The following is a 23719-nucleotide window of genomic DNA, read 5'->3' as shown; positions in this document are numbered from 1 at the left end:
CGGCGACACCACTGGTGTCCTGTCTCCCGGGCTTTTATCCCGCCGTGTAACCTCTACTGGAGGTCGCCAACTCTCGGACCAGCCACTCGCGAAACGCGAGCCGGAACCCTAGTCGGCTATTGCAAATTGTGGTGCCGCGAACCTGTAGTGACTCCTGCACATCCTCTTCCAAGCGAGAGTTGTGCCAAGTTGCGCAAACCCTTGTGGCGCCTGAGCTGGGCGGGCGGAGGTGGTTTGACGACGGGCGAGACGTGCACTGATGCAGGGCGCCGTCTGGCGCCTGGGGACCGCGGTGGGGCACTAGGTCTGCAATTCGCAGTCTCAGTTAACGTTCTCGGCAGTTTCGGGAACGCCGACCAGCGCCGCTGGTTCGAGCTCTACCGCGGTCCGGGAGGCCGCCATGTATCGACGATTGCTTACCGCTTTGATGACGTTGTCCCTGGCAGGTTGTTACGGAGGTTATTACGAATCAGAAAGCTACACGCAGCCGATCTATAGCAGTGGCTACAGCAGTGGTTACGTGTACGACAGTTATCGCCCGGTCGCTCCGGTGTATTCCGGAGGGGCGGTGTATTACTCCTCGCCGCGTTACTACTCGGCGCCCCGCTACTACGCGCCGCCACCCCGTTACTACGCGCCTCCACCGCGTTATTACGGGCCTGGATACGGCGGAGGTCGCCCCGGTTACGGAGGTCGCCCGGGTTATGGTGGCGGCAACTGGAATGGCGGGGGCGGCGGATACCACGGCGGGGGTGGCTATAACGGCGGCGGCAACGGCTATCGCCCGCCACCCCAAGGCCCGAGACCCGGAGGCGGCAATGGCCCAGGACCCGGCGGCGGTTGGCATGGCAATCCAGGCGGGGGTGGAGGTGGCGGCGGTGGTCCACGCCCAGGCCCCGGCGGATCTGGCGGCAATCACCGCGAAGACGGCGGTTTCGGCCGCGGCGGACACGGCGGACCGGGCGGCGGCAATCGCTGAGTGATGCAATAACGGCGCTCCGAGGGGCGCCGTTCTTTTGGGTTGAATACATGACCCGAGCAACCAGCGTGGGCGCACATCCAAATGTCGGACTGGCTTCAGCGGGGAAGAGGCCCGTCTATTCACCCTCACCTTTGCGGTGTAGCACCCGACGCATTCCCGGCTAAAGCCGGTCCCACAATGAGATCTCCGCCAATCCCGCTGAATGCACGCGATTCGAATGTAGGACCGGCTTCAGCCGGGACGGCGCCCGTTTGAACACCATCCATGCAGGCATGAATTCAAGCCTCAATACTCCGACAAATCCGCCAGCGGGTGCCGTCCTTCCCAGGCCTTCTCGAAATGCGCATCCACCACCGCCAGCGGAATCGTGGCGATGTCCTGCCAGTGCCAGTGAGGCGTTTGATCCTTGTCGATCAGCCGCGCACGCACCCCCTCGGCGAGCTCGGGATGGCGGCAGCAATTAAGGGCCATGGCGTATTCCATCTGAAACACCTCAGCCAATGACAAATGCCGCGCCCGCTCAATCTGCTCCCACACCAGATGCGCCGTCATCGGGCAACCATCGGTCAGCGTTTTCGCCGCCCTAGCCAATAACAGGTCATCGCCATTCAAATGATGTTTCAACGCATTCCAGGCGCTCGGTGCGTCGGCGATATCCAGCAGCTCATCGATCGTCTCGCGCCGAGGCAGCCATTGCGCGGCGGGCAACTGATCCACCGCCTCCAGTTGCAGCGCCCTGAACAGGCTGGTCAGTTGCACCTTGGTCTGCTCCTGCCAGTTGAGCTGCAGCAGCCGGTCGATCATCTCCTCCTGCTGATCGTCCAGTAGAAAACGATCCGCGAGACCAAGGTCCAGCGCGTCACGGCCGTTGATGTGCGCGCCGGTCAATCCAAGAAACAGCCCCAACTTGCCCGGCAGTCGCGACAGGAACCAACTGGCGCCGACGTCAGGAAACAGGCCGATGCTGATTTCCGGCATCGCCAGCCGGCTGCTCGGCGTCACGACACGAATGTTCGCCCCTTGCAGCAAACCCATCCCGCCGCCCAGCACATAGCCGTGGCCCCAGCAGATCAGCGGTTTGGGAAAAGTGTGCAGCGTGTAATCCAGCCGGTATTCCGCGGCGAAAAACTGAGCAGCCAGTGGCGGAACCGTGCCCGGCTGCCCACGCCCGGCCTCGACCAGCGCACGCACGTCGCCACCGGCGCAGAAGGCTTTTTCGCCATTGCCGCGCAGCAACACGCAGACGATTTGCGGGTCGCTGGCCCAGTCGTTCAGGCGGTCCTGCAGCGCCAGAATCATCGGCAGCGACAGGGCATTCAGGGATTTTTCCGCATCCAGCGTGGCGATGCCCAGGCGGGCGCCGTCCGTGGTGGTGAGCTCTTCAAATTGCAGATTCATCGTGACCTCTTGTCAGTGGTACGGGGATCTATGGAGAGTTGTGAGTCCCCTCGACGCCCGGAAGTTGCAAACCGGCGGCTGTGAACGAGTGTAGGAAGATCCGACGGCGCCGCGCTGGAAATAATCAGCCACAGTCCCTAAAGTTGCGCATTGTTTCTGCCGGATCACACCATGACAAACGACGACCGCATCAAACTGGAGGCCAGCTGGAAGCAGGCCCTGCGCGACGAGTTCGAAAAGCCTTACATGGGCGAGCTGCGCGAATTTCTGCGTCAGGAGCATGCGGCGGGCAAGGAAATCTATCCGCCGGGGCCGCTGATCTTCAATGCGCTGAACTCGACGCCGCTGGATAACGTGAAGGTGGTCATCCTCGGCCAGGACCCGTATCACGGCCCCAATCAGGCCCACGGCCTGTGCTTCTCGGTGCAGCCGGGCGTGCCGGCGCCGCCTTCGCTGGTCAACATCTACAAAGAGCTCAAGCGCGACCTGAACATTGACATCCCCAATCACGGCTATCTGCAGTCGTGGGCGGAGCAGGGCGTGTTGATGCTCAACACCACGCTCACCGTCGAGCGCGCCAACGCCGCGTCCCATGCCGGCAAGGGCTGGCAGCACTTCACTGACAAGATCATCGAAACGGTGAGCGCTCATCAGCCGCACCTGGTATTCCTGCTGTGGGGCGCCCATGCCCAGAGCAAGAAAAAGCTCATCGATGCGTCCAAGCACCTGATCCTGACCGCCGTGCACCCGTCGCCGCTGTCGGCGTACAAGGGGTTTATCGGATGTGGGCATTTTGGTCTGGCGAACAAGTTTCTGGAGCAGAACGGCCTGGCGCCGATTGAGTGGCGATTGCCGGCTGTTGTCTAGCGCGGGATGACGTCAGACGTTGGGGTACTCCTGACACCGGATCATTCCTAGACAGACGCAGACCTTGTGGGAATGACCGGGGTGGCGTTCCACCTTGCTCACGAAGACGGTATTTCAACCGCTGAAAATTTAGCGGATGTACTGACCTCTTCGCGAGCAAGCTCGCTCCCACATGTTGAGTGAGTCGTTAACCCAGCCGTCGATCCCAATACCGAAACAACGGCTCGGCCAGAAACAACACAAACAACAACCTCATCACCTGCATCGCCGTCACCAGCGGCACCGACAGCTGCAGCACCTCCGCCGTCAGGCTCATTTCGGCAATCCCGCCCGGCATCATTCCCAGGGTCAATGAGCGCAAATCTAGATGAGTCAGCGTGCTCAACCCCAGTGCGCACAACGCCGCGATGCTCATCGTCAGCGCCGTCCCCAGCAACGTGCGGCCGATGAACGACGGCGCACGGCGAAAGAACGCCCGGTTGAAGTGGCAACCCAGGCCGCTGCCGATCAGCCACTGCCCCAGCTGACTGCCGCCCTGGGGCAGGCCGATGTGCAAATCGAAACTGATGCTGATTACCGCGCTGATCAGCAACGGCCCGAACAACCACGGATTGGGCTGTTTCAGACGCTCCCAGCCCCAGGCCACTAACGCGCCCAGCGGAAACAACAGCAGCAGCCACCGCCAATCCACCACTGTCCCATAGGAAGGCGGGCCGCCATCGCCCATCAAATACTTGAAGATCGCCGGCACGCAGAGCACCACTGCCAGCACCCGCAGGCTCTGCCCGGCGGCGACGTTGCTGAGAATCGCGCCGTTGCGTGCGCCGAGGTTGACCATCTCGCCCGAACCGCCGGGCATGCTGGAAAAGAACGCCGTGGCGCGGTCCTCGCCGGTGCGCAGCATCAGCCACACGCCGACCACGCTGGAGACACTGGTCACCAGTGCGCCGATGAAAATCAGGCCGAAGTGAGAAAGGACTTGTTCGATGACGACGGGGGTGAAGTGCAGGCCGATGCCGATGCCGACCACCCATTGGCCGCATTTGCGGCCGCCGGGAATTTCAGCCAACTGCCAGGGCGTGAGGCAGCGGACCAGGATGATCGCCAGTAACGAGCCGACCATCCAGGGCAATGGCCAGCCAACCTGACTGGCGAGAAATCCCCCCAGCAGGCCGACCAGCGGTGTGCCCCACCACGTGCTGAATGGCCGATCAGACATCGGCCAGCGCGCGACGCTGCCTGGAGCGTTTGCGCCAGATGCGGATCAGCGGGAACACCAGCATGAACGCCGTCACGACCCACATGCCCAGGGTGATCGGGCTCGACCACAGAATCTCCAGGCCGCCGTTGGAAATCGACAGCGCGCGACGCAGGTTCTGCTCCATCAGCCCGCCGAGGATGAACCCCAGCAGAATCGGCGACAGCGGGAAATCCAGCTTGCGCAGGATGTAACCGAAGATGCCGATGCCGACCATCAGGAACAGGTCGAAGGTGGTGGCATGCACCGCGTAGACGCCGATCCCGGTGATGATCGCGATCACCGGCACCAGTGCCCAGTTCGGCACCGACAGGATGCGGGTGAAGATGCGGATCATCGGGATGTTGAGGATCACCAGCATGATGTTGGCGACGAACAACGACGCGATCAGGCCCCAGACGATGTCCGGTTGCTGCTGAAACAGCAGCGGCCCCGGCGTGATGTTGTACAGCGACAGGGCGCCGATCATCACCGCCGTGGTGCCCGAACCCGGCACGCCCAGCGTCAGCATCGGCACCAGCGCGCCGCAGGCCGTCGCGCCAATGGCGGTTTCCGGCGCCGCCAGACCACGCATGTCGCCCTGTCCGAATTTGCCGCTTGCCCCGGCGATGCGTTTCTCGGACATGTAGGTCACGGCGCTGGCCAGCGTCGCGCCCGCACCGGGCAGCACGCCCATGATGAAGCCCATCAGACCGCAACGGATGTTTACCCAGAACACCGAACTAGCCTCTTTGAAGTTGAACATCATGCGGCCGGTGGCTTTCACCGCTTCCTGGCCGCGATGAGTTTTCTCCAGTAACAAGAGGATTTCACTGATCGAGAACAGGCCCAGCACCAGCACGACGAACTGAATGCCGTCAGCCAGATGGATGTTGTCGCCGGTGAACCGGTACACGCCGCTGTTGGCGTCGATACCGATGCTCGACAGAAACAGCCCGATCAGCGCTGCGACAAAGGTCTTCAGCGGTCGATCACCGGCCATGCCGCCCAGGCAGACGATGGCGAACACCATCAGCACAAAGTATTCCGCCGGGCCGAAGGCAATTGCCCATTTCGCCAGCAGCGGCGCGAACATGACCATGCCGCAGGTGGCGATGAACGCGCCGATGAACGAACTCCATGCCGACAGCGACAACGCCACGCCGGCCATGCCCTGACGGGCCATCGGGTAGCCGTCCAGCGCGGTCATTACGGTCGATGCTTCGCCCGGAATGTTGAGCAGGATGGAGCTGATGCGGCCGCCGTATTCGCAGCCCAGGTACACCGCCGCCAGCAGAATCAATGCTGACTCCGGCGGCAGGCCCAATGCGAAGGCGATCGGGATCAACAGCGCCACACCGTTGATCGGACCCAAGCCGGGGAGCAGGCCGACGACAGTGCCGATCAGCGTGCCGGACAGGGCGGTGATCAGGTTGTAAGGGGTCAGCGCGACGCCGAAGCCCTGGCCGAGATAGCCGAGAGTGTCCATATCAGTTCTCCATAACGTCGAGCAGACCGAGGGGCAGGGGCACATCCATCACTTTGTCGAACAGCACGTACAGCGCGATGCTCATGAAGGTGATGATCACGACACTCGGCAGCCAGCGGCCGCCGTACAGACGCGCCATGGGAATCCCGATCAGAATGCTGCTCAGCACAAAACCCAACGGCTCGAACAGCCCGGCGAACACCAGCAGCAGCACAGTGCAGATGCCGATCTTGATGAGTGTGGGACGGTCCAGCGCCGGCTCTTCCTCGGAATGCACGATCGGCGTCGGACGAATCGCCATGTACAGCAGCGAAATGCCCATCAGCGCCAGCATCAGCAGCGGAAAGGCGCGGGGGCCGACGGGTTCGTAGGAAAAGGGCGCCTGATAAGGCCAGGCCATCATTGCCAGGCCGATACAGACCAGCAGCAGCACGACGGCGAAAATGCGTTGTATCACCATGGAAAACTCCCGGATCACGCCACCGCACAGGCGGCGCAATCCTCAGCCAATCAAGTACGCTTCGATGGGGTCAGTCACTGAATCAGGCCGAATTCCTTGGCCAGCGTCTTGTACTCGGCGACGCGGGTTTTCACGTACTTGTCGAGCTCTTCGCCGGTCATGGCGAACGGGAACAGCTCACGCTGATCGCGCAGCTTGGCGAAGTCTTCCGAGGCCAGCAGCTTGTCGAACGCCGCTTTCCACCAGTTGTACTCCTCGTCCGACACCTTTGGCCCCAGATAGAAACCGCGCACCACCGGCCAGACGATGTCGTAGCCCTGTTCTTTGGCGGTCGGGATGTTCTTCATTTCCGGCTCGTCCAGACGTTCTTCGGAGAACACCGCCAGCAGGCGCATGTCGCCGCTGAGAATGTGCGGCATGGAGTCGGAAATGTCGGTGGAGCCCACTTGAATGTGCCCGCCGAGCAGGGCAGTGGCGATTTCACCGCCGCCTTCGAGGGCGACATAACGCAGTTCCCGTGGGTTGATGCCGGCGGCCTTGGCAATCAGCGCGGTCTGCATCCAATCCTGGCTGCCCACGGTCCCGCCGGAGCCGATGACCACTTTGCCCGGGTCGGCCTTCAGTGCTTTAACCAGATCGTCGAGGTTCTTGTAGGGCGAATCGGCCTTGACCGCGATCGCGCCGTAGCTGGTGCCGACGGCGGCCAGCCAGCGCACGGCGTTCTCGTCAAAACGGCCGAACTTGCCCTGGGCCAGGTTCAACAGCGAGCCGCTGGACCAGGCCACCAGCGTACCGGCGTCGGCCGGACGCTGAGCGACCACCGCGTTGTAGGCCACGGCGCCGACGCCGCCCGGCATGTAGGTGACGCGCATCGGTTTGGAGAGGATCTTCTCGTTGATCAGCGCGCTTTGCGCCAGTTTGCAGGTCAGGTCGAAGCCGCCACCGGGCGAGGCCGGCGCGATGCATTCAGGACGATTGGGCTCGGCGGCCCACAATTGGGTGGCCATCAGCATGCAGCTGGCGGCGACGCTGATATGGCGCAACGATAGGTTCATGGTCCGTCTCCAGAGGAGTTGTTGTTTTAATGGGGGCAGGCGGTCGTACGTTCGTCAGGCAGTCGTGTCACACCTTCGCAAAACTGCGGGCAGCCAACGTGCAGACGTGACGAAACACCGCGCAACAGGGCTGCGAGGTGAACAGAAAACATAATGGGATTCAGACGGCGCGAGGGCCGATGATTGCAGTGAGGGCATCACTGATGACTCCGATATTGTTCTTATTGTTGAAAACGCATCGAGGCGTTTTTCGTCACGACCCTGGCATCAGCAGCGTCACGCGGGACGCAATCGTGACAAGTCGTAACGGGATCCTAGTCAGCGAACCTTTCATCAACCTTTCAACTACCTTTCACGAAGCGCTCAGGCTGCGTTCGGCTGGACCGTTGCAGAGACGTTGCTCGTCAGCGCCGGAGTCATTCCAGCGCGCCGGGCCTTCACAGACGACGGCGCGCCTGTAAACTCCGCCCATAAAATGCTCAATGGGGAGAAATCGATGCGTGTCCTGCTCGTCGAAGATCATCTGCAACTGGCGGAAAGCGTCGCGCTGGCACTCAAGAGCAGCGGCCTGACCGTTGACGTTCTGCACGACGGCGTTGCAGCTGATCTGGCCCTGAGCAGCGAAGAATATGCCGTGGTGGTGCTCGATGTTGGCCTGCCGCGCATGGACGGTTTTGAGGTGCTGGCGCGTCTGCGGGCGCGGGGCAAGAACACCCCGGTGCTGATGCTGACTGCCCGCAGCGACGTCAAGGACAGGGTCCACGGCCTGAACCTCGGCGCCGACGACTACCTGGCCAAACCCTTCGAACTGTCTGAGTTGGAGGCGCGGGTCAAGGCGTTGTTGCGCCGCAGCGTACTCGGTGGCGAACGCCAGCAACGCTGTGGCGAACTGGTCTACGACCTCGATACCCGCCGCTTCACCCTCGGTGAAGAACTCCTGACGCTGACATCCCGCGAGCAGTCCGTGCTCGAATCGCTGATCGCCCGACCCGGTCGGGTCATGAGCAAGGAGCAACTGGCGGCGCAGGTGTTTGGGCTGGACGAAGAGGCCAGCGCCGACGCCATCGAAATCTACGTACACCGTCTGCGCAAGAAGCTCGATGGGCACCCGATTGCGATCGTCACGTTCCGGGGCCTGGGTTACCTGCTGGAAAGCCGGGATGCTTAATCCGTTTCCTTCAGCGGAAAACAGCCTGCGCTGGCGCTTGCTGTGGAACCTGGGTTTGCTGCTGGTGGTGCTGATGATCGCCAGCGGCATGAGCGCCTACTGGAACGGACGCGAAGCAGCAGACACCGCTTACGATCGCACCCTGCTGGCCTCGGCGCGGACCATCGCCGCCGGGCTGTCGGAGCGCGACGGCACCCTCAGCGCCGACGTACCCTACGTGGCCCTGGATACCTTCGCCTACGACAGCGCGGGCCGCATTTACTACCAGGTCAACGACATCAATCAGAAGCTCATTTCGGGCTACGAAAACATCCCCGCGCCGCCGCCGGGCACGCCGCGCACCGACGCTTATCCGGCCCTCGCCAAGTTCTACAGCGGCCGTTATCAAGGCCAGGACGTACGGGTGGTCAGCCTGCTCAAGGCCGTAAGCGAACCGAACATGAACGGCATGGCCGAGATTCGCGTGGCGGAAACCGAAGAAGCCCGGGTGGACATGGCTCAGGCCTTGATGGCCGACACCTTGCTGCGTCTGGGCATGCTCGGCAGCGGCGCGTTGTTGCTGGTCTGGTTCACGGTCAGCGCCGCGTTGCGGCCCCTGGATCGCCTGCGCACGGCGGTGGAAGAACGCCAGCCTGACGATTTGCGCTCGCTGCCGCTGGTCGAAGTGCAGCACGAGCTGCGCCCTCTGGTCAGCTCCCTCAACCACTTCACCGAGCGGCTGCGCATGCAGTTCGAGCGCCAGGCGCAGTTCATCGCCGACGCGGCCCATGAATTGCGCACGCCGCTGGCCGCCTTGAAGGCGCGGCTGGAGCTGGGGCTGCGTGATCAGGACCCCGCCGCGTGGCGCAATACGCTCGAAAGCGCCGCCTCCGGCACCGACAAACTGACCCATCTGGCCAATCAGTTGCTGTCGCTGGCACGCATCGAAAACGGCGCGCGGGCCATCGCGGAGGGCGGCGCGCAATTGCTCGACCTCAGCCAACTGGCGCGGGAACTGGGCATGGCCATGGCGCCGCTTGCCCACGCCCGGGGTGTGGCGTTGGCGCTGGAAGCCGACGAGCCGGTGTGGATGCGCGGCGAACCCACGTTGCTCAACGAGCTACTGAGCAATCTGGTGGACAACGCGCTTGCCCACACCCCTGCGGGCGGCAACGTGATCTTGCGCGTCCATGCGCCGTGCACGCTGGAAGTCGAGGACGACGGCCCCGGCATTCCGGCTCACGAGCGCGACCGGGTGTTCGAGCGCTTCTATCGACGCAATCAGCAGAGCAAGGGTTCGGGCCTGGGGTTGGCCATTGTGGGTGAAATCTGCAGGGCACATCTGGCGCGCATCACCTTGCATGACGGCGCACAGCGGGGCCTGAAAGTGAGAGTGAGCTTTATGGTGCCGGAGTCGGGACTGGTGGGACTCGGCTGAGCGGGCCCATAAAAGCGATCAGTACAGCAGCGTCATCGCCTGATTCATCTCGTTGATCAGCGCGCCGTCAGCCATGTTCAGGCCCAACCGCGACACGGCCGGCACTGACTGAAACTGCAGATTGGAGTACGGCGTGCCGTTCATCTCATGAATGTGAATCGTCGCCACCTGCACCAGATCCACGTAGTCGGCCTGATCGGAAACACGGCTGAAATTCTGAAACTGCCGGGGCACGATCGCCAGGCCCTCCGGGAAATCCCACGAGCGCAGAAGCCGTTCGCCAATGACTGGATGGATGCGTTCGATAACGTGATTGAGGCTGATAGGGTCGGCGAGCAACTCGTAGTTGTCTTCGGCGTAGGTCAGGATTGGCAGCACGCCAATGAGGTGAACGAGCCCGGCCAGGGTGGCTTGGTCAGCCTTTAAACGCGCACTGCGGTAACTGAGGACATTACACACCCCGGCCACCTGCATGCTGAGTTTCCAGATGTCGCGCATCTTGTTTTCAATGACATCGGACTTGGCGTGAAACATCTGCTCCACCACCAGCCCGATGGCCAGGTTACAGCTGTAGTTCACGCCCAGACGTCGAACCGCCGTCAGCACGTCGCTGACTTCAAAGTTCGGCCGCAACAGTGGGCTGTTGACGACTTTGATCAGCCGGGCCGACAGCGCGGTGTCGCTGCCGATGACCTTGCTCAGCGCCGCAATGGAGATTTCCGAGTCTTCCGCCGCCAGGCGAATCCTCAGTGCAACTTCGGGGAGAGTTGGCAGAAACAGAGCATCCTTGTCGATCGCCTTGATCAGATCCCTCTGCACTTCGTCAGCCATGCTACTCATATTGGATCTCTGGACATTGCATTCCGGCCAGCGGCCGCCCACTCGAGGGGACGGCGCTGATGACTACGCTGACGTCTCGCACATGCTTCAACCGGGTTCAACGCTGTGTTTCGAGCTTCGCGTCGAGGGTGTAGGGCAATTCGTTCAAGTGCAGGGCCTCGCCCTCTGCCCCACCAAGGTGGATCCGACCATCTTCCGCCGCATCCGCCTGCAAGACCGCCAGCACCTCGATCCCGACATCAGACCGGGCCGCGATCACAACGTTGCCTACCGCGCTTGAATGTACTGGCGAAAACAACGCAGCGCCGGGCTCGGGCAGCTCGTTGCCGGCCATAGTCAGGCGATACAGCCGGCGTTTCAGCTTGCCGAGGTACTGCATCCGCGCCACGATTTCCTGGCCGGTGTAACAACCTTTCTTGAAACTCACCCCGCCCACGGCTTGCAGGTTGATCATCTGCGGGATGAATTCTTCACGGGTCTGCCCGAACACCTGGCCGATGCCGGCGCGGATCTGCCCCAGCAGCCAGTCGTTGAGCGGTGCTTCCGGGACGTGGGCGATCAGCCGGCTGCGCACGTCATCGGCCTGCTCGGCACGTACCCACAATTCGGCGCGGGCCGGGGAGACGCGAATGGCAATGAGGTCATTGGCGCGGACGACCGAGTCTGTCTCCTGCGCCAGGTCGAGGCCGAGGCTGACGAGTGCGCCGTCGCCGTCCTGCACGCCGAATCGCACCCAGGAGGCGCTTTCGTCGGTCAATTTGGATTTGGAGAAGACGGCGTATTTCTTCAGGTCCAGCAATTGCGCTTCGATCAGCTCGCTGGCCATTGCCAGCAACACGCCGTCACCCTCAAGCAGGATGCGAAAGCTGGATTGCATGCGGCCCTTTTGCGTGCAGCGCGCACCGAGGGTGGCCCTGGCTTCGCTGAGGTAATCGAGGTTGCAAGTCAGTTGGCCTTGCAGGAATTTGCCGGCATCCACGCCGCGAACGGCGAGCACACCTTCATGGGACAGGGGGCAGAAAAATGCTGGAGCGGCCATGAGTCATCGCAGGGTAGAAGTCTGGGGCACCATCATAGTGCCGCGTGTCGTTAATGGGTATACGCAAAAAGCTGCGACCAACTGCAAGTACGCCCCGGGACGATGCGCCTGTATACTCGCCGGCAAATTCGAGGAGCCCTCCATGGTCGAAGATGTTGAACTCAATCGCCTCTTTTGGCACAGCCGTCGCGGCATGCTCGAGCTGGACGTATTGCTGGTGCCGTTCGTCAAAGAAGTCTATCCGACGCTCAACCAGGTCGATCGCGACCTCTATGTGCGCCTGCTGACCTGCGAAGATCAGGACATGTTCGGCTGGTTCATGCAGCGCGCGGAGTCGGAAGACCCGGAGCTGCAGCGCATGGTTCGGATGATTCTGGACCGTGTCCAGCCGAAGTGATCGTTTCGAATGCCGTTGGCAACCCTCGCGGGTGCTGCTAACGGCGTACCTCGTCACGCAAATCCTTGCGCTGGCGTCAATAGTCCTCCTTTCAATTCCCCTGTGGGCGAAAGCCATCGGCGTCCTGCTGTGCGCCTTGCACGCATCCCGCAGTCTTCGCCCATTCATTCTGCTCGATCAGCCGCAGTCGCTCACCGGGCTGCGGCGTGACAGCAGCGGTTGGGCGTTGTGGAGTGAAGAGGGCGGCTGGCAACCGGTGCAGCTACGCCCGGACAGCCTGGCGCTTCCTAAGGTGGTCGTGTTGCGCTTCAAGGTTGCGAAGGGCTCTTGGCTGAGCCGCTTGTGGGTTCAGAGTCTGTGCATCCCGGCAGACGCCATGGGGCCGGACAGCCACCGGCGCCTGCGTCTACGCCTGAAGTTCAGCCGGCGTAGGTGGGCGGCACCAGAATAGTGTCCAGCGCTTCGGGCAGCATGTCCGGATAATCCAGCGTGTAATGCAACCCGCGGCTTTCCTTGCGCGCCATCGCCGACGCAATCATCAGTTCTGCCACCTGGGCCAGGTTGCGCAGCTCGATCAGATCGCGGCTGACCTTATAGTTGCTGTAAAACTCGTCAATCTCGTCCAGCAGCAACCGCACCCGATGCTGGGCACGCTGCAGACGTTTGTTGGTCCGCACGATCCCCACGTAGTCCCACATGAACCGACGCAGCTCATCCCAGTTGTGGGCGATGATCACGTCTTCGTCGGAATCGGTCACCTGACTCGAGTCCCATGCCGGCAGGTTTTGCGGCTGCGGGATTTGCTCGAGCTGAGTCACGATGTCCGCCGCAGCGGAGCGGGCGTAAACGAAGCATTCCAGCAGCGAGTTGCTGGCCATTCGATTGGCGCCGTGCAGGCCGGTGAAGCTGGTCTCGCCGATGGCGTAAAGGCCGGGCACATCGGTGCGGCCTTGCTGGTCAACCAGAACGCCGCCACAGGTGTAGTGCGCCGCCGGGACCACAGGAATCGGCTGACGCGTGATGTCGATGCCAAACGTGAGGCAACGCTCGTACACGGTCGGGAAGTGGCTCTTGATGAAGGCTTCGGGCTTGTGACTGATGTCCAGAAACACGCAATCGGCGCCCAGGCGTTTCATCTCGTGGTCAATGGCGCGAGCAACGATGTCCCGGGGCGCCAGTTCGGCGCGCGGGTCAAAACGCTGCATGAAGCGCTCGCCATTGGGCAGCTTAAGGTAGGCGCCTTCGCCACGCAGGGCTTCGGTAATCAGAAAGCTCTTGGCTTGCGGGTGGTACAGGCACGTGGGGTGGAACTGGTTGAACTCCAGGTTGCCCACGCGGCAGCCCGAGCGCCAGGCCATCGCGATGCCGTCGCCGCAAGCGCCATCGGGATTGCTGGTGTACAGGTAGACCTTCGCTGCGCCGCCGGACGCCAGAATGGTGAAGCGCGCGCTGTGGGTGTCGACTTCGCCGGTCGCACGATCCAGCACATAGGCGCCCAGGCAACGCTCCCCCTCCAGACCCAGCCGCGATTCGGTGATGAGATCAACCGCCACGCGTTGTTCCAGCAGTTTGATATTGGGACGCGACTTGGCCTGCGCCAGCAATGTGCGGAAGATCGCTGCGCCGGTGGCGTCGGCGGCGTGAATGATCCGGCGGTGGCTGTGCCCGCCCTCGCGGGTGAGGTGAAACTCGAACCCGCCGTCCACACCGCTTGATGGGTCATCCCGGGTAAAGGGCACGCCAAGGTCGATCAGCCACTGAATGGCCTCGCGGCTGTGTTCGACGGTGAACCGGACTGCGTCCTCGTTGCACAGCCCGCCGCCTGCGTTCAGCGTGTCTTCGACGTGGGACTGAACGGTGTCGGTGTCATCCAGTACCGCCGCAACGCCGCCCTGGGCCCAGAAAGTCGAACCGTTCGCCAGATCGCCTTTGCTGAGGACCGCCACGTGCAGATGACCGGGCAATGTCAGCGCAAGGCTCAAACCGGCTGCGCCGGAGCCTATTACCAATACGTCGTGCTGGAAATGCTGACTCATCTCTGCTTCCGGTATCTAAATGGCCACTAGTATAAGCAAGGGTGGAACGGCACAATGGCCGCGCTTTATGGCAACGGTGAATCACAGTGGGAGCGGAGTGTGCGCCACCCTGCGACGTCCTGCACCCCGTTGATGGACGCGATCTTTCCTACAGCTTCATACGGATTGAGTCCTACAGCTGACGGGACGTGTGTCTTACACCCAATAGTGAACGGTGGGAACTTTTCACGAACCCGCACGTTCAATAGTGGGTTGCCCATAAAGGAACAGCGTCGACGTTACGCAGTGGCGGTTTTCAGCCAGTACGAACGCTTCTGACGACAAGATTATTTACGCAGCCGACCTGGTTCGAGCGGCGTTTTCCGTGCGGGCAGCAGACGCTCGCCGGAAACTTGCTTGAAGGGGGGAGAACTTTTGCTTAAAGCCCGAGTCTATGTATGCAAGCCTGCGAAAGAGCCGATGCGATGCTCCTTTAAGCTTTATGAGGAGTGTTCATGCTAACCCAGGAAGAAGATCAGCAGCTGGTTGAACGCGTACAGCGCGGCGACAAGCGAGCCTTTGATCTGCTAGTGGTGAAATATCAGCACAAGATTCTTGGGTTGATCGTGAGATTCGTTCACGACACCCACGAAGCCCAGGACGTTGCGCAAGAGGCGTTCATCAAAGCCTATCGCGCACTTGGTAACTTCCGCGGTGACAGTGCGTTTTATACGTGGCTGTACCGTATCGCCATTAACACGGCGAAGAACTATCTGGTGTCGCGAGGTCGGCGGCCGCCGGATAGCGATGTCAGATCGGAAGACGCGGAGTTCTATGACGGCGATCACGGCCTCAAGGACATCGAGTCGCCAGAGCGGGCATTGCTGCGGGATGAGATCGAGGGCACCGTCCACCGAACCATCCAGCTACTGCCAGAAGATTTGCGTACAGCTTTAACTTTGCGTGAGTTCGACGGTCTGAGTTACGAAGACATTGCCAGCGTCATGCAATGTCCCGTTGGTACCGTGCGCTCTCGCATTTTCCGCGCTCGGGAAGCCATCGACAAAGCCTTGCAACCTCTGTTGCAGGAAACCTGAGACAGCGGCGACAGCCACAAGAGAGGAACCGCCATGAGTCGTGAAGCCCTGCAGGAATCGCTGTCCGCGGTGATGGATAACGAAGCGGACGAATTGGAACTGCGTCGCGTGCTTAGCGCTATTGAAGATGCGGACACACGAGCCACCTGGTCCCGTTATCAGATTGCCCGTGCAGCGATGCATAAAGAATTATTGATGCCTCATCTGGATATTTCGGCCGCTGTTGCTGCCGGGATCGCTGATGAAGTCAGCCCGCTGAAGGCCGGCCGCGGTCCTTGGCGCACCTTGGGCCGTCTGGCCGTAGCCGCCTCGGTAACGGTTGCCGTGCTGGCCGGTGTACGTATGTATAATCAGGACGAAATTGCAGGGGCGCAACTGGCCCAGCAATCCCAGCCGAGCAACGTCGCAATGCCGCAGGCCAAAGGGCCGGCAGTATTGGCGGGCTACACCGAGGGCGAACAGTCCCCGGGTCCGATGGCAAGCGGTGTGCTGCAGAACCAGGCCGGCTGGCATGACCAGCGTCTGCCAGGTTACTTGCGTCAACATGCTCAGCAAGCTGCGATGAAAGGCGCTGAAGGCGCTCTGCCGTACGCTCGCGCTGCAAGCCTGGAAAACCGTTAAGGAGGATCATGCGCGCCATCCCTCTACTGCCGCTTCTGCTGGGTGGATGGCTGGTCCTTCCCGCTTATGCCGATGACGCGCAAGACCAGCTGAAACGTCTTGCGCAGGCTGAGCAGCAGCAAAGCTACACCGGCACATTCGTTTACGAGCGTAACGGCAGTTTCTCCACTCACCGAATCTGGCAGCGGGTCGCCGACGGCAAGGTTCGTGAGCATCTTCTGCAACTGGATGGCTCTCCTCAGGAAGTGCTGCGCGTCAATGGGGTAACCCAATGCGTTAGCGGTACCCTCGAAGAAGGGGTGTCCAGCGTTCCTGACTCTCCGGCCCGAGCGTTCGATGCTGCCAGGTTGTCATCCTGGTACGACATCAAATCGGCAGGCACTTCGCGTGTTGCTGGACGTCTCGCCAATGTCGTGACGCTGACTCCCCGGGATCAGCACCGTTACGGCATTGAACTGCACCTCGACAGTGAAACCGGCTTGCCCCTCAAGTCGTTGTTGCTCAGCGACAAGGGCCAGTTGCTCGAGCGTTTTCAGTTCACTGACCTCAATACCTCGCAGTCGCTGACTGATCAGATGCTCGCCACCGGTGCTGACTGCAAGCCGGTCGAAGTGGTCAAAGCAAATACTGATTCGCCCAAGCAAAAGGTCGCGTGGCGGTCCGACTGGCTGCCGCCGGGTTTTGACTTGAGCAGCGCTGCGGCACGCAAGGACCCGGATTCCAAGAGTCTGGTAACGAGCCTGATGTATGACGATGGCCTGGCTCGATTCTCGGTATTCGTCGAGCCGGTCAGCGGTGCGGCCGTGACCGATATTCGTACTCAGCTGGGCCCGACCGTTGCTGTTTCCCGTCGCGTAACCACGCAGAAGGGTGATGCCATGGTGACTGTGGTGGGCGAGATCCCGATCGGGACGGCCGAGCGCATCGCGCTGTCCATGAGGGACGATGCTGCGGCTACGAGCAAAAACTGATTCGGCGCACCGGTGATGGCCACGATGAAAAAGGTTTCATTTGGTCGTTTCACGTTCACAAGCCTTTAAATATGGGCTTCACTGGTAGTGCTGAAATGTTTGGTGCGCTTTGTCGGTTGCAATCGGATGTGTTTTTTTCTATAGGTCACAGCTTCACAGCTGTGGCCTTTGTTGTTTCAGGGTCCAGGAAACTGGAGCAGATACAGGTGTCGCGGGAAGTCGCGACGCACAGATGCTTCGCGAGCCTGCGGGCTCGTACCGCTTAACCATGCTCGTTGTAAACGGGAGCCATATGTCGATACCACGCTTGAAACCTTACCTGGCCTGGATGGCCGCTGTGCTGATGCTCGGACAGGTCGTCACCGCTCAGGCCGAAGCCTTGCCGGACTTCACCTCTCTGGTGGAGCAGGCTTCCCCCGCAGTCGTCAACATCAGTACGCGGCAGAAGCTGCCGGACCGCGCGGTTGCCCAGGGTCAGATGCCTGATCTGGAAGGCCTGCCACCGATGCTGCGCGAATTCCTCGAGCGCAGCACGCCACCAGGCTCCCGTGCGCCAGGAGGCGGCAAGGGTGATCGCCAGCGTGAGGCGCAGTCACTCGGCTCGGGCTTCATCATTTCCGCGGACGGTTTCATCCTGACCAACAACCACGTGATTGACGGTGCCGACGAAATCCTTGTGCGTCTTTCAGATCGCAGTGAGATGAAAGCCAAACTGATCGGCACCGATCCACGGACCGACGTGGCGGTTCTGAAAATCGATGGCAAGGACCTCCCAACCGTCAAGCTGGGTAACTCCGACAAGCTGAAAGTGGGTGAGTGGGTGCTGGCGATCGGTTCGCCGTTCGGCTTCGATCACTCGGTCACCAAAGGCATCGTCAGCGCCAAGGGCCGCAGCCTGCCGAATGACACTTATGTGCCGTTCATCCAGACCGACGTTGCGATCAACCCGGGTAACTCGGGCGGTCCGCTGTTCAACATGGCGGGCGAAGTGGTGGGGATCAACTCGCAGATCTTCACCCGTTCCGGTGGCTTCATGGGCCTGTCGTTCGCAATTCCGATCGACGTGGCGATGGACGTTGCCAACCAGCTCAAGGCCAGCGGCAAGGTCAACCGTGGCTGGCTGGGGGTTGTGATCCAGGAAGTGAACAAAGACCTGGCCGAATCCTTCGGTCTGGACAAACCGGCCGGTGCGCTGGTGGCTCAAGTGCTTGAAGATGGCCCCGCCGCCAAAGGCGGTCTGCAGGTTGGCGACGTGATCCTGAGCGCCAATGGCACCCCGATCGTTATGTCCGCAGACCTGCCTCACCTGATCGGCAATCTGAAGGACGGCAGCAAGGCCGAGCTTGAAGTGATTCGTGATGGTAAGCGTCAGAAGCTCACCGTGACCGTGGGTGCCTTGCCGGCCGAAGGCGAAGAGATGGGCGCAGCCGACACCGGTGTCGAGCGCAGCAGCAACCGTCTGGGCGTTTCGGTCGTCGATCTGACCGCCGAGCAGATGAAGTCGCTGGATCTCAAGGGCGGCGTCGTCATCAAGGAAGTCCAGGACGGTCCGGCTTCGCTGATCGGCTTGCAGGCGGGTGACGTCATCACTCACCTGAACAATCAGGCGATCACTTCGTCGAAGCAGTTCACCGAAGTGGCCAAGGACCTGCCGAAGAATCGCTCTGTCTCCATGCGCGTGCTGCGTCAGGGCCGTGCGACGTTCATCACGTTCAAGCTGGCGGAATAACCCGTCGGGAATAAAAAAAGGGGCGGTTTAACCGCTCCTTTTTTTGTGGCCCGAAGGGCATGGCGCGCAGGCTCTGCGCGTGAACGTGACGCCTGATCGTTCCTTCAGGTACAATTCCCGGCTATTTTTGGCGGGCAGTCTGCCTGCGACCTTTTTCGAGTGTTGATCCGTGAGTGATTTGAGTCATATCCGCAATTTCTCCATCATCGCCCACATTGACCATGGCAAGTCGACGCTGGCTGACCGGTTCATCCAGATGTGCGGCGGCCTGACCGAGCGCGAAATGGAAGCTCAGGTCCTTGATTCCATGGACCTGGAGCGTGAGCGCGGGATTACGATCAAAGCCCACAGCGTCACCCTTTATTACAAGGCGAAGGACGGCATCACCTACCAGCTCAACTTCATTGACACCCCGGGCCACGTCGACTTCACCTACGAAGTCAGCCGTTCGCTGGCGGCGTGTGAAGGCGCGCTGCTGGTGGTCGATGCCGGTCAGGGCGTCGAAGCCCAGTCCGTTGCCAACTGCTATACCGCCATCGAACAGGGCCTGGAAGTCATGCCGGTCCTGAACAAGATTGACCTGCCCCAGGCCGATCCGGACCGGGTCAAGGAAGAAATCGAAAAGATCATCGGCATCGATGCCACCGACGCCGTGGTCTGTAGCGCCAAGACCGGCCTGGGTGTCGACGAAGTGCTTGAGCGTCTGGTCCACACCATTCCCGCGCCGACCGGCAACATCGAAGACCCGCTGCAAGCGCTGATCATCGACTCATGGTTCGACAACTACCTGGGCGTTGTTTCCCTGGTGCGTGTGCGTCATGGCCGCGTCAAGAAGGGCGACAAAATCCTGGTCAAATCGACCGGCAAGATGCACCTGGTTGACAGCGTGGGCGTGTTCAATCCCAAGCACAGCGCCACCGCCGATCTGAAAGCCGGTGAAGTGGGCTTCATCATTGCCGGCATCAAGGATATTCACGGCGCGCCAGTGGGCGACACCCTGACCCTGAGCACTACGCCGGACGTTCCGGTGCTGCCCGGCTTCAAGCGCATCCAGCCGCAGGTCTACGCCGGTCTGTTCCCGGTCAGCTCCGATGACTTCGAGGATTTCCGCGACGCGCTGCAGAAGCTGACGCTGAATGACTCGTCCCTCCAATATCTGCCGGAAAGCTCAGACGCGCTGGGGTTCGGCTTCCGCTGCGGCTTCCTCGGCATGCTGCACATGGAGATCATCCAGGAGCGCCTCGAGCGCGAGTACGACCTGGATCTGATCACCACCGCACCGACGGTAATCTTCGAGCTGCTGTTGAAGTCCGGTGAAACCATTTACGTCGACAACCCGTCGAAATTGCCAGACCTGTCCACGATCGAGGACATGCGTGAGCCGATCGTGCGGGCGAACATTCTTGTGCCTCAAGAGCACCTGGGCAACGTCATTACGCTGTGTATCGAGAAGCGTGGCATTCAGCACGACATGCTGTTCCTCGGTACTCAGGTGCAAGTGACCTACGATTTGCCGATGAACGAAGTGGTTCTGGACTTCTTCGACCGTCTGAAGTCGACCAGCCGTGGCTATGCCTCGCTGGACTACCATTTCGATCGTTATCAGTCGGCCAATCTGGTTCGTCTGGACGTGATGATCAACGGCGACAAGGTCGACGCTCTGGCGCTGATCGTGCACCGTGACAACGCTGCCTACAAAGGCCGCGCGTTGACTGAAAAGATGAAAGAACTGATTCCTCGTCAGATGTTCGACGTGGCAATCCAGGCTGCGATTGGCGGCCAGATTATCGCGCGTACAACCGTCAAGGCGCTCAGAAAGAACGTACTGGCCAAATGTTACGGCGGCGACGTCAGCCGTAAGCGCAAGCTGCTCGAGAAGCAGAAGGCCGGTAAGAAACGCATGAAGCAGGTCGGCAACGTGGAAATTCCACAGGAAGCCTTCCTTGCAGTGCTCAGGTTGGAATAGTCAGGCCCTATGTCACTAAATTTCCCGCTGTTGCTGGTCGTCGCCGTGTTTGTTTGCGGTTTGCTGGCCCTGTTCGATCTGGTCATATTGGCGCCGCGTCGCCGCAACGCGATTGCGAACTATCAAGGCAGCGTGAGCCAGCCTGATGTCGCGGTCGTGGAGCGGTTGAACAAGGAGCCGTTTCTGGTCGAGTACGGCAAGTCGTTCTTTCCGGTGTTGTTCATCGTTCTGGTGCTTCGCTCGTTTCTGGTCGAGCCGTTCCAGATCCCTTCGGGCTCGATGAAGCCAACGCTGGACGTGGGCGATTTCATCCTGGTGAACAAGTTCTCGTACGGCATCCGCCTGCCGGTGATCGACCTCAAGGTCATCCCGGTCGGCGACCCGCAGCGTGGCGACGTGATGGTGTTCCGCTACCCAAGCGACCCCAACGTCAACTACATCAAGCGAGTCGTCGGCCTGCCGGGGGATGTGATCCGCTACACCAACGACAAGCAGTTGTTCATCAACGGTCAGTTGGTGGCCAAGCAGCTGATCGGTTCGGAACCGGGCACGCTGGGTAGCGCAGAACTCTACAACGAGAAGCTGGGCGAGGTGGAACACCAGATCCGTCAGGAAATGAGCCGCTACCGCGCGCCCCCTGACCATGAATGGACCGTTCCGGCCGCCCACTACTTCATGATGGGCGACAACCGCGACAACTCGAACGACAGCCGTTATTGGGATGACCCCAACATTCCCAAGGACGAGCTGGGCATGGTCCCCGACAAGAACATCGTCGGCAAGGCCTTCGCGGTCTGGATGAGCTGGCCTGAACCCAAGCTCAGCCACTTTCCGAACTTCTCGCGAGTCGGTCTGATCAAGTAATCGATGCGGCGCTGCCACTGGCAGCGCCGTATGTCATTCAGGGCCATGTTGCGTGGCCGATCTCGCAGGTGACAGGGAAGGGCTACTCTTGAAAGCAACCATGACGTCTGCCGGTCCGCAAAAAGGCCTGTCGTTCATCGGCTGGCTGGTGTTGCTGGCGATTCTGGCCTTTGTCGGAAGTGCTGCCGCCAAGATCGTGCCGCACTACATGGACTACCTGTCGATGAAGAAAATCATCGAAAGTGCCGGCACTGATCGCACGGCAGACATCACCAACGCCGGTGACCTTAACGCCTACGTGGCCAAAGGCATGCTGGTTAATAACATTCGGGATTTGGATTTGAACAAGGCGTTAACTGTGACGACGGAGAACAACAGGTTCCTCGCCCATTTGAAGTATGAAAAACGTGAACCACTGATCCAGAACATCGATCTGGTGGTCAAGTTCGACCACGAATTCAGCGTGGGTAAACCGTGAGCGTTTCATTAAGTCGCCTGGAGCGTCAGCTCGGCTATACCTTCAAGGATCAGGAACTGATGATCCTGGCCCTGACCCACCGCAGCTTTGCCGGACGCAACAACGAGCGTCTGGAATTCCTCGGTGATGCCATTCTCAACTTCGTCGCCGGCGAAGCGCTGTTCGAGCGTTTCCCCCAGGCGCGCGAAGGTCAGTTGTCCCGCCTGCGTGCCCGCCTCGTGAAAGGCGAGACCCTCGCGCTGCTGGCCCGTGGTTTTGATCTGGGCGAGTACCTGCGCCTGGGCTCGGGTGAGCTGAAGAGCGGCGGCTTTCGCCGGGAGTCGATTCTGGCCGACGCGCTGGAAGCCCTGATCGGTGCGATCTACCTCGACGCCGGCATGGACATGGCAAGGGATCGCGTACTGGCCTGGCTGGCTAGCGAGTTCGAAACCCTGACGCTGGTCGACACCAACAAAGACCCGAAAACACGGCTGCAGGAATTCCTTCAGTCACGCGCCTGTGACCTGCCGCGCTATGAAGTGGTGGACATCCAGGGCGAGCCGCATTGCCGAATCTTTTTCGTCGAATGCGAGATCTCTTTATTGAATGAAAAAAGCCGGGGACAAGGTGTCAGCCGTCGCATTGCCGAACAGGTAGCAGCGGCTGCAGCCCTAATCGCCCTGGGTGTGGAGAATGGCAATGACTGATTCACCTGCAACACGCTGTGGCTATGTTGCCATTGTTGGCCGGCCAAACGTGGGCAAGTCGACGCTGCTGAACCACATCCTCGGCCAGAAACTGGCGATCACGTCGCGCAAGCCGCAGACGACCCGGCACAACATGCTCGGGATCAAGACTGAAGGCGCCGTACAGGCGGTTTACGTCGATACGCCCGGCATGCACAAAAACAGCGACAAAGCGCTTAACCGTTACATGAACAAGACCGCTTCGGCAGCGTTGAAAGACGTCGACGTGGTGATCTTCGTGGTCGATCGCACCAAGTGGACCGAAGAAGACCAGATGGTCCTCGAGCGCGTGCAGTACGTGACCGGCCCGTTGATCGTGGCCTTGAACAAGACTGACCGCATCGAAGACAAGAGCGCGCTGATGCCGCATTTGTCCTGGCTGCAGGAGCAGCTGCCGAACGCACAGATCATCCCGATCTCGGCGCAGCAGGGGCATAACCTGGAAGCACTGGAAAAGGTCATCGCCGATCAACTGCCGGAGAATGAGCATTTCTTCCCGGAAGATCAGATCACCGACCGCAGCAGCCGTTTTCTCGCCGCGGAACTGGTGCGCGAGAAGATCATGCGTCAGCTTGGCGCCGAGCTGCCGTATCAGATCACTGTCGAGATCGAACAATTCAAGCAGCAGGGCAAGACGCTGCACATCCACGCCCTGATTCTGGTCGAGCGCGACGGGCAGAAGAAAATCATCATTGGCGACAAGGGCGAGCGCATCAAGCGTATCGGCTCGGATGCGCGCCGCGACATGGAAGTGCTGTTCGACTCCAAGGTCATGCTCAACCTGTGGGTCAAGGTCAAAGGCGGCTGGTCTGATGACGAGCGCGCGTTGCGTTCGCTGGGTTACGGCGACTTGTAAGACGCCGATCGACACCGCTGCTCTGTGGGGAAATCCCACACTGCCGCG

23 protein-coding genes and 1 riboswitch are annotated in these 23719 nt (G+C 60.8%); of the genes, 15 read left to right on the top strand and 8 right to left on the bottom strand.

Translation table 11 applies throughout. The features are described from left to right. Nucleotides 1-21 precede the first annotated feature (21 nt). A riboswitch (guanidine-I (ykkC/yxkD leader) is annotated at nt 22-123 on the bottom strand. 277 nt (nt 124-400) lie between these two features. Next, nucleotides 401-979, top strand: coding sequence for a hypothetical protein (locus ABEH28_RS18275; protein ID WP_346627120.1), 579 nt, complete (start codon nt 401-403; stop codon nt 977-979). A gap of 288 nt (nt 980-1267) precedes the next feature. Here the strand turns inward: ABEH28_RS18275 and ABEH28_RS18270 are convergent, their stop codons facing one another. Beyond that, a complete protein-coding gene (locus ABEH28_RS18270; protein WP_346630745.1) occupies nt 1268-2380 on the bottom strand; it encodes an enoyl-CoA hydratase/isomerase family protein in 1113 nt (370 codons plus the stop codon). Between the two features lie 171 nt (nt 2381-2551). On the opposite strand from ABEH28_RS18270, the gene ung reads away from it, so the two are divergent. Continuing rightward, complete coding sequence (gene ung, locus ABEH28_RS18265; protein WP_282366139.1) at nt 2552-3247, top strand: uracil-DNA glycosylase; 696 nt, start codon at nt 2552-2554, stop codon at nt 3245-3247. A 187-nt stretch (nt 3248-3434) separates the two neighbouring features. Here the strand turns inward: ung and ABEH28_RS18260 are convergent, their stop codons facing one another. The 4 genes from ABEH28_RS18260 to ABEH28_RS18245 form a co-directional block, all read right to left on the bottom strand. Beyond that, on the bottom strand, nt 3435-4466 hold the full coding sequence (locus ABEH28_RS18260) for an AbrB family transcriptional regulator (protein WP_346630744.1): 1032 nt from the start codon (nt 4464-4466) through the stop codon (nt 3435-3437). Continuing rightward, entirely contained in the window at nt 4459-5973 is a 1515-nt protein-coding gene (locus ABEH28_RS18255; protein ID WP_065992418.1) for a tripartite tricarboxylate transporter permease, read from the bottom strand. The genes ABEH28_RS18260 and ABEH28_RS18255 overlap by 8 nt, the downstream gene beginning before the upstream one ends. A 1-nt stretch (nt 5974) precedes the next feature. Further along, nucleotides 5975-6433, bottom strand: a complete 459-nt coding sequence (locus ABEH28_RS18250; RefSeq protein ID WP_192171645.1) for a tripartite tricarboxylate transporter TctB family protein — start codon at nt 6431-6433, stop codon at nt 5975-5977. A 74-nt stretch (nt 6434-6507) separates the two neighbouring features. After that, a complete protein-coding gene (locus tag ABEH28_RS18245) occupies nt 6508-7488 on the bottom strand; it encodes a tripartite tricarboxylate transporter substrate binding protein (protein ID WP_346627459.1) in 981 nt (326 codons plus the stop codon). 496 nt (nt 7489-7984) lie between these two features. Here ABEH28_RS18245 and ABEH28_RS18240 point away from each other — a divergent pair, with 496 nt between their 5' ends. Both ABEH28_RS18240 and ABEH28_RS18235 read left to right on the top strand, forming a co-directional pair. Next, the gene (locus tag ABEH28_RS18240; protein WP_192171643.1) at nt 7985-8656 is read left to right on the top strand and encodes a response regulator; all 672 of its coding nucleotides are present in this window, start codon (nt 7985-7987) and stop codon (nt 8654-8656) included. Then, complete coding sequence (locus ABEH28_RS18235; protein ID WP_192171642.1) at nt 8649-10073, top strand: sensor histidine kinase; 1425 nt, start codon at nt 8649-8651, stop codon at nt 10071-10073. Before ABEH28_RS18240 ends, ABEH28_RS18235 begins: the two co-directional genes overlap by 8 nt. Before the next feature lie 18 nt (nt 10074-10091). On the opposite strand, the gene ABEH28_RS18230 is transcribed toward ABEH28_RS18235, so the two are convergent. Both ABEH28_RS18230 and ABEH28_RS18225 read right to left on the bottom strand, forming a co-directional pair. Then, complete coding sequence (locus ABEH28_RS18230; RefSeq protein WP_192171641.1) at nt 10092-10913, bottom strand: HDOD domain-containing protein; 822 nt, start codon at nt 10911-10913, stop codon at nt 10092-10094. 97 nt (nt 10914-11010) lie between these two features. After that, the gene (locus ABEH28_RS18225; protein WP_346630743.1) at nt 11011-11952 is read right to left on the bottom strand and encodes a folate-binding protein YgfZ; all 942 of its coding nucleotides are present in this window, start codon (nt 11950-11952) and stop codon (nt 11011-11013) included. A 142-nt stretch (nt 11953-12094) separates the two neighbouring features. Here ABEH28_RS18225 and ABEH28_RS18220 point away from each other — a divergent pair, with 142 nt between their 5' ends. Beyond that, nucleotides 12095-12349: a succinate dehydrogenase assembly factor 2 gene (locus ABEH28_RS18220; RefSeq protein WP_065992433.1), complete on the top strand. Its 255-nt coding sequence runs from the start codon at nt 12095-12097 to the stop codon at nt 12347-12349. Beyond that, nucleotides 12333-12800: a protein YgfX gene (locus ABEH28_RS18215; protein WP_346630742.1), complete on the top strand. Its 468-nt coding sequence runs from the start codon at nt 12333-12335 to the stop codon at nt 12798-12800. Before ABEH28_RS18220 ends, ABEH28_RS18215 begins: the two co-directional genes overlap by 17 nt. Here the strand turns inward: ABEH28_RS18215 and nadB are convergent. Continuing rightward, nucleotides 12769-14385 (bottom strand): L-aspartate oxidase, encoded by a 1617-nt coding sequence (gene nadB / locus ABEH28_RS18210; protein ID WP_346630741.1) that lies wholly within the window; start codon nt 14383-14385, stop codon nt 12769-12771. The two genes, ABEH28_RS18215 and nadB, sit on opposite strands and share 32 nt — an antisense overlap. Nucleotides 14386-14879: 494 nt before the next feature. Between nadB and rpoE the strand changes: the two genes are divergently transcribed. The 9 genes from rpoE (at nt 14880) to era (ending at nt 23671) form a co-directional block, all read left to right on the top strand. Beyond that, nucleotides 14880-15461, top strand: a complete 582-nt coding sequence (rpoE, locus tag ABEH28_RS18205) for an RNA polymerase sigma factor RpoE (RefSeq protein WP_037014368.1) — start codon at nt 14880-14882, stop codon at nt 15459-15461. Between the two features lie 33 nt (nt 15462-15494). Next, a complete protein-coding gene (locus tag ABEH28_RS18200; RefSeq protein ID WP_346630740.1) occupies nt 15495-16082 on the top strand; it encodes an anti sigma-E factor RseA C-terminal domain-containing protein in 588 nt (195 codons plus the stop codon). Nucleotides 16083-16090: 8 nt separating this feature from the next. Continuing rightward, nucleotides 16091-17053, top strand: a complete 963-nt coding sequence (locus tag ABEH28_RS18195) for a MucB/RseB C-terminal domain-containing protein (protein ID WP_346630739.1) — start codon at nt 16091-16093, stop codon at nt 17051-17053. 298 nt (nt 17054-17351) lie between these two features. After that, on the top strand, nt 17352-18782 hold the full coding sequence (locus ABEH28_RS18190; protein WP_192171884.1) for a DegQ family serine endoprotease: 1431 nt from the start codon (nt 17352-17354) through the stop codon (nt 18780-18782). 169 nt (nt 18783-18951) lie between these two features. Beyond that, nucleotides 18952-20748 (top strand): translation elongation factor 4, encoded by a 1797-nt coding sequence (gene lepA, locus ABEH28_RS18185; RefSeq protein WP_192171635.1) that lies wholly within the window; start codon nt 18952-18954, stop codon nt 20746-20748. A gap of 9 nt (nt 20749-20757) precedes the next feature. Continuing rightward, nucleotides 20758-21612 (top strand): signal peptidase I, encoded by an 855-nt coding sequence (gene lepB, locus ABEH28_RS18180; RefSeq protein ID WP_192171634.1) that lies wholly within the window; start codon nt 20758-20760, stop codon nt 21610-21612. A 100-nt stretch (nt 21613-21712) separates the two neighbouring features. Continuing rightward, on the top strand, nt 21713-22090 hold the full coding sequence (locus tag ABEH28_RS18175) for a DUF4845 domain-containing protein (RefSeq protein WP_192171633.1): 378 nt from the start codon (nt 21713-21715) through the stop codon (nt 22088-22090). Continuing rightward, nucleotides 22087-22776 carry a ribonuclease III gene (gene rnc / locus ABEH28_RS18170; protein WP_037014347.1) on the top strand — a complete coding sequence of 230 codons (690 nt, stop codon included), beginning with the start codon at nt 22087-22089 and terminating at the stop codon, nt 22774-22776. The genes ABEH28_RS18175 and rnc overlap by 4 nt, the downstream gene beginning before the upstream one ends. Beyond that, entirely contained in the window at nt 22769-23671 is a 903-nt protein-coding gene (era, locus tag ABEH28_RS18165) for a GTPase Era (protein ID WP_065992456.1), read from the top strand. Before rnc ends, era begins: the two co-directional genes overlap by 8 nt. Nucleotides 23672-23719: the final 48 nt, after the last annotated feature.

It is taken from the genome of Pseudomonas sp. Ps21-P2 (assembly GCF_039672565.1).
Taxonomy (GTDB): domain Bacteria; phylum Pseudomonadota; class Gammaproteobacteria; order Pseudomonadales; family Pseudomonadaceae; genus Aquipseudomonas.
This window is presented reverse-complemented; position numbering and strand designations above follow the sequence as displayed.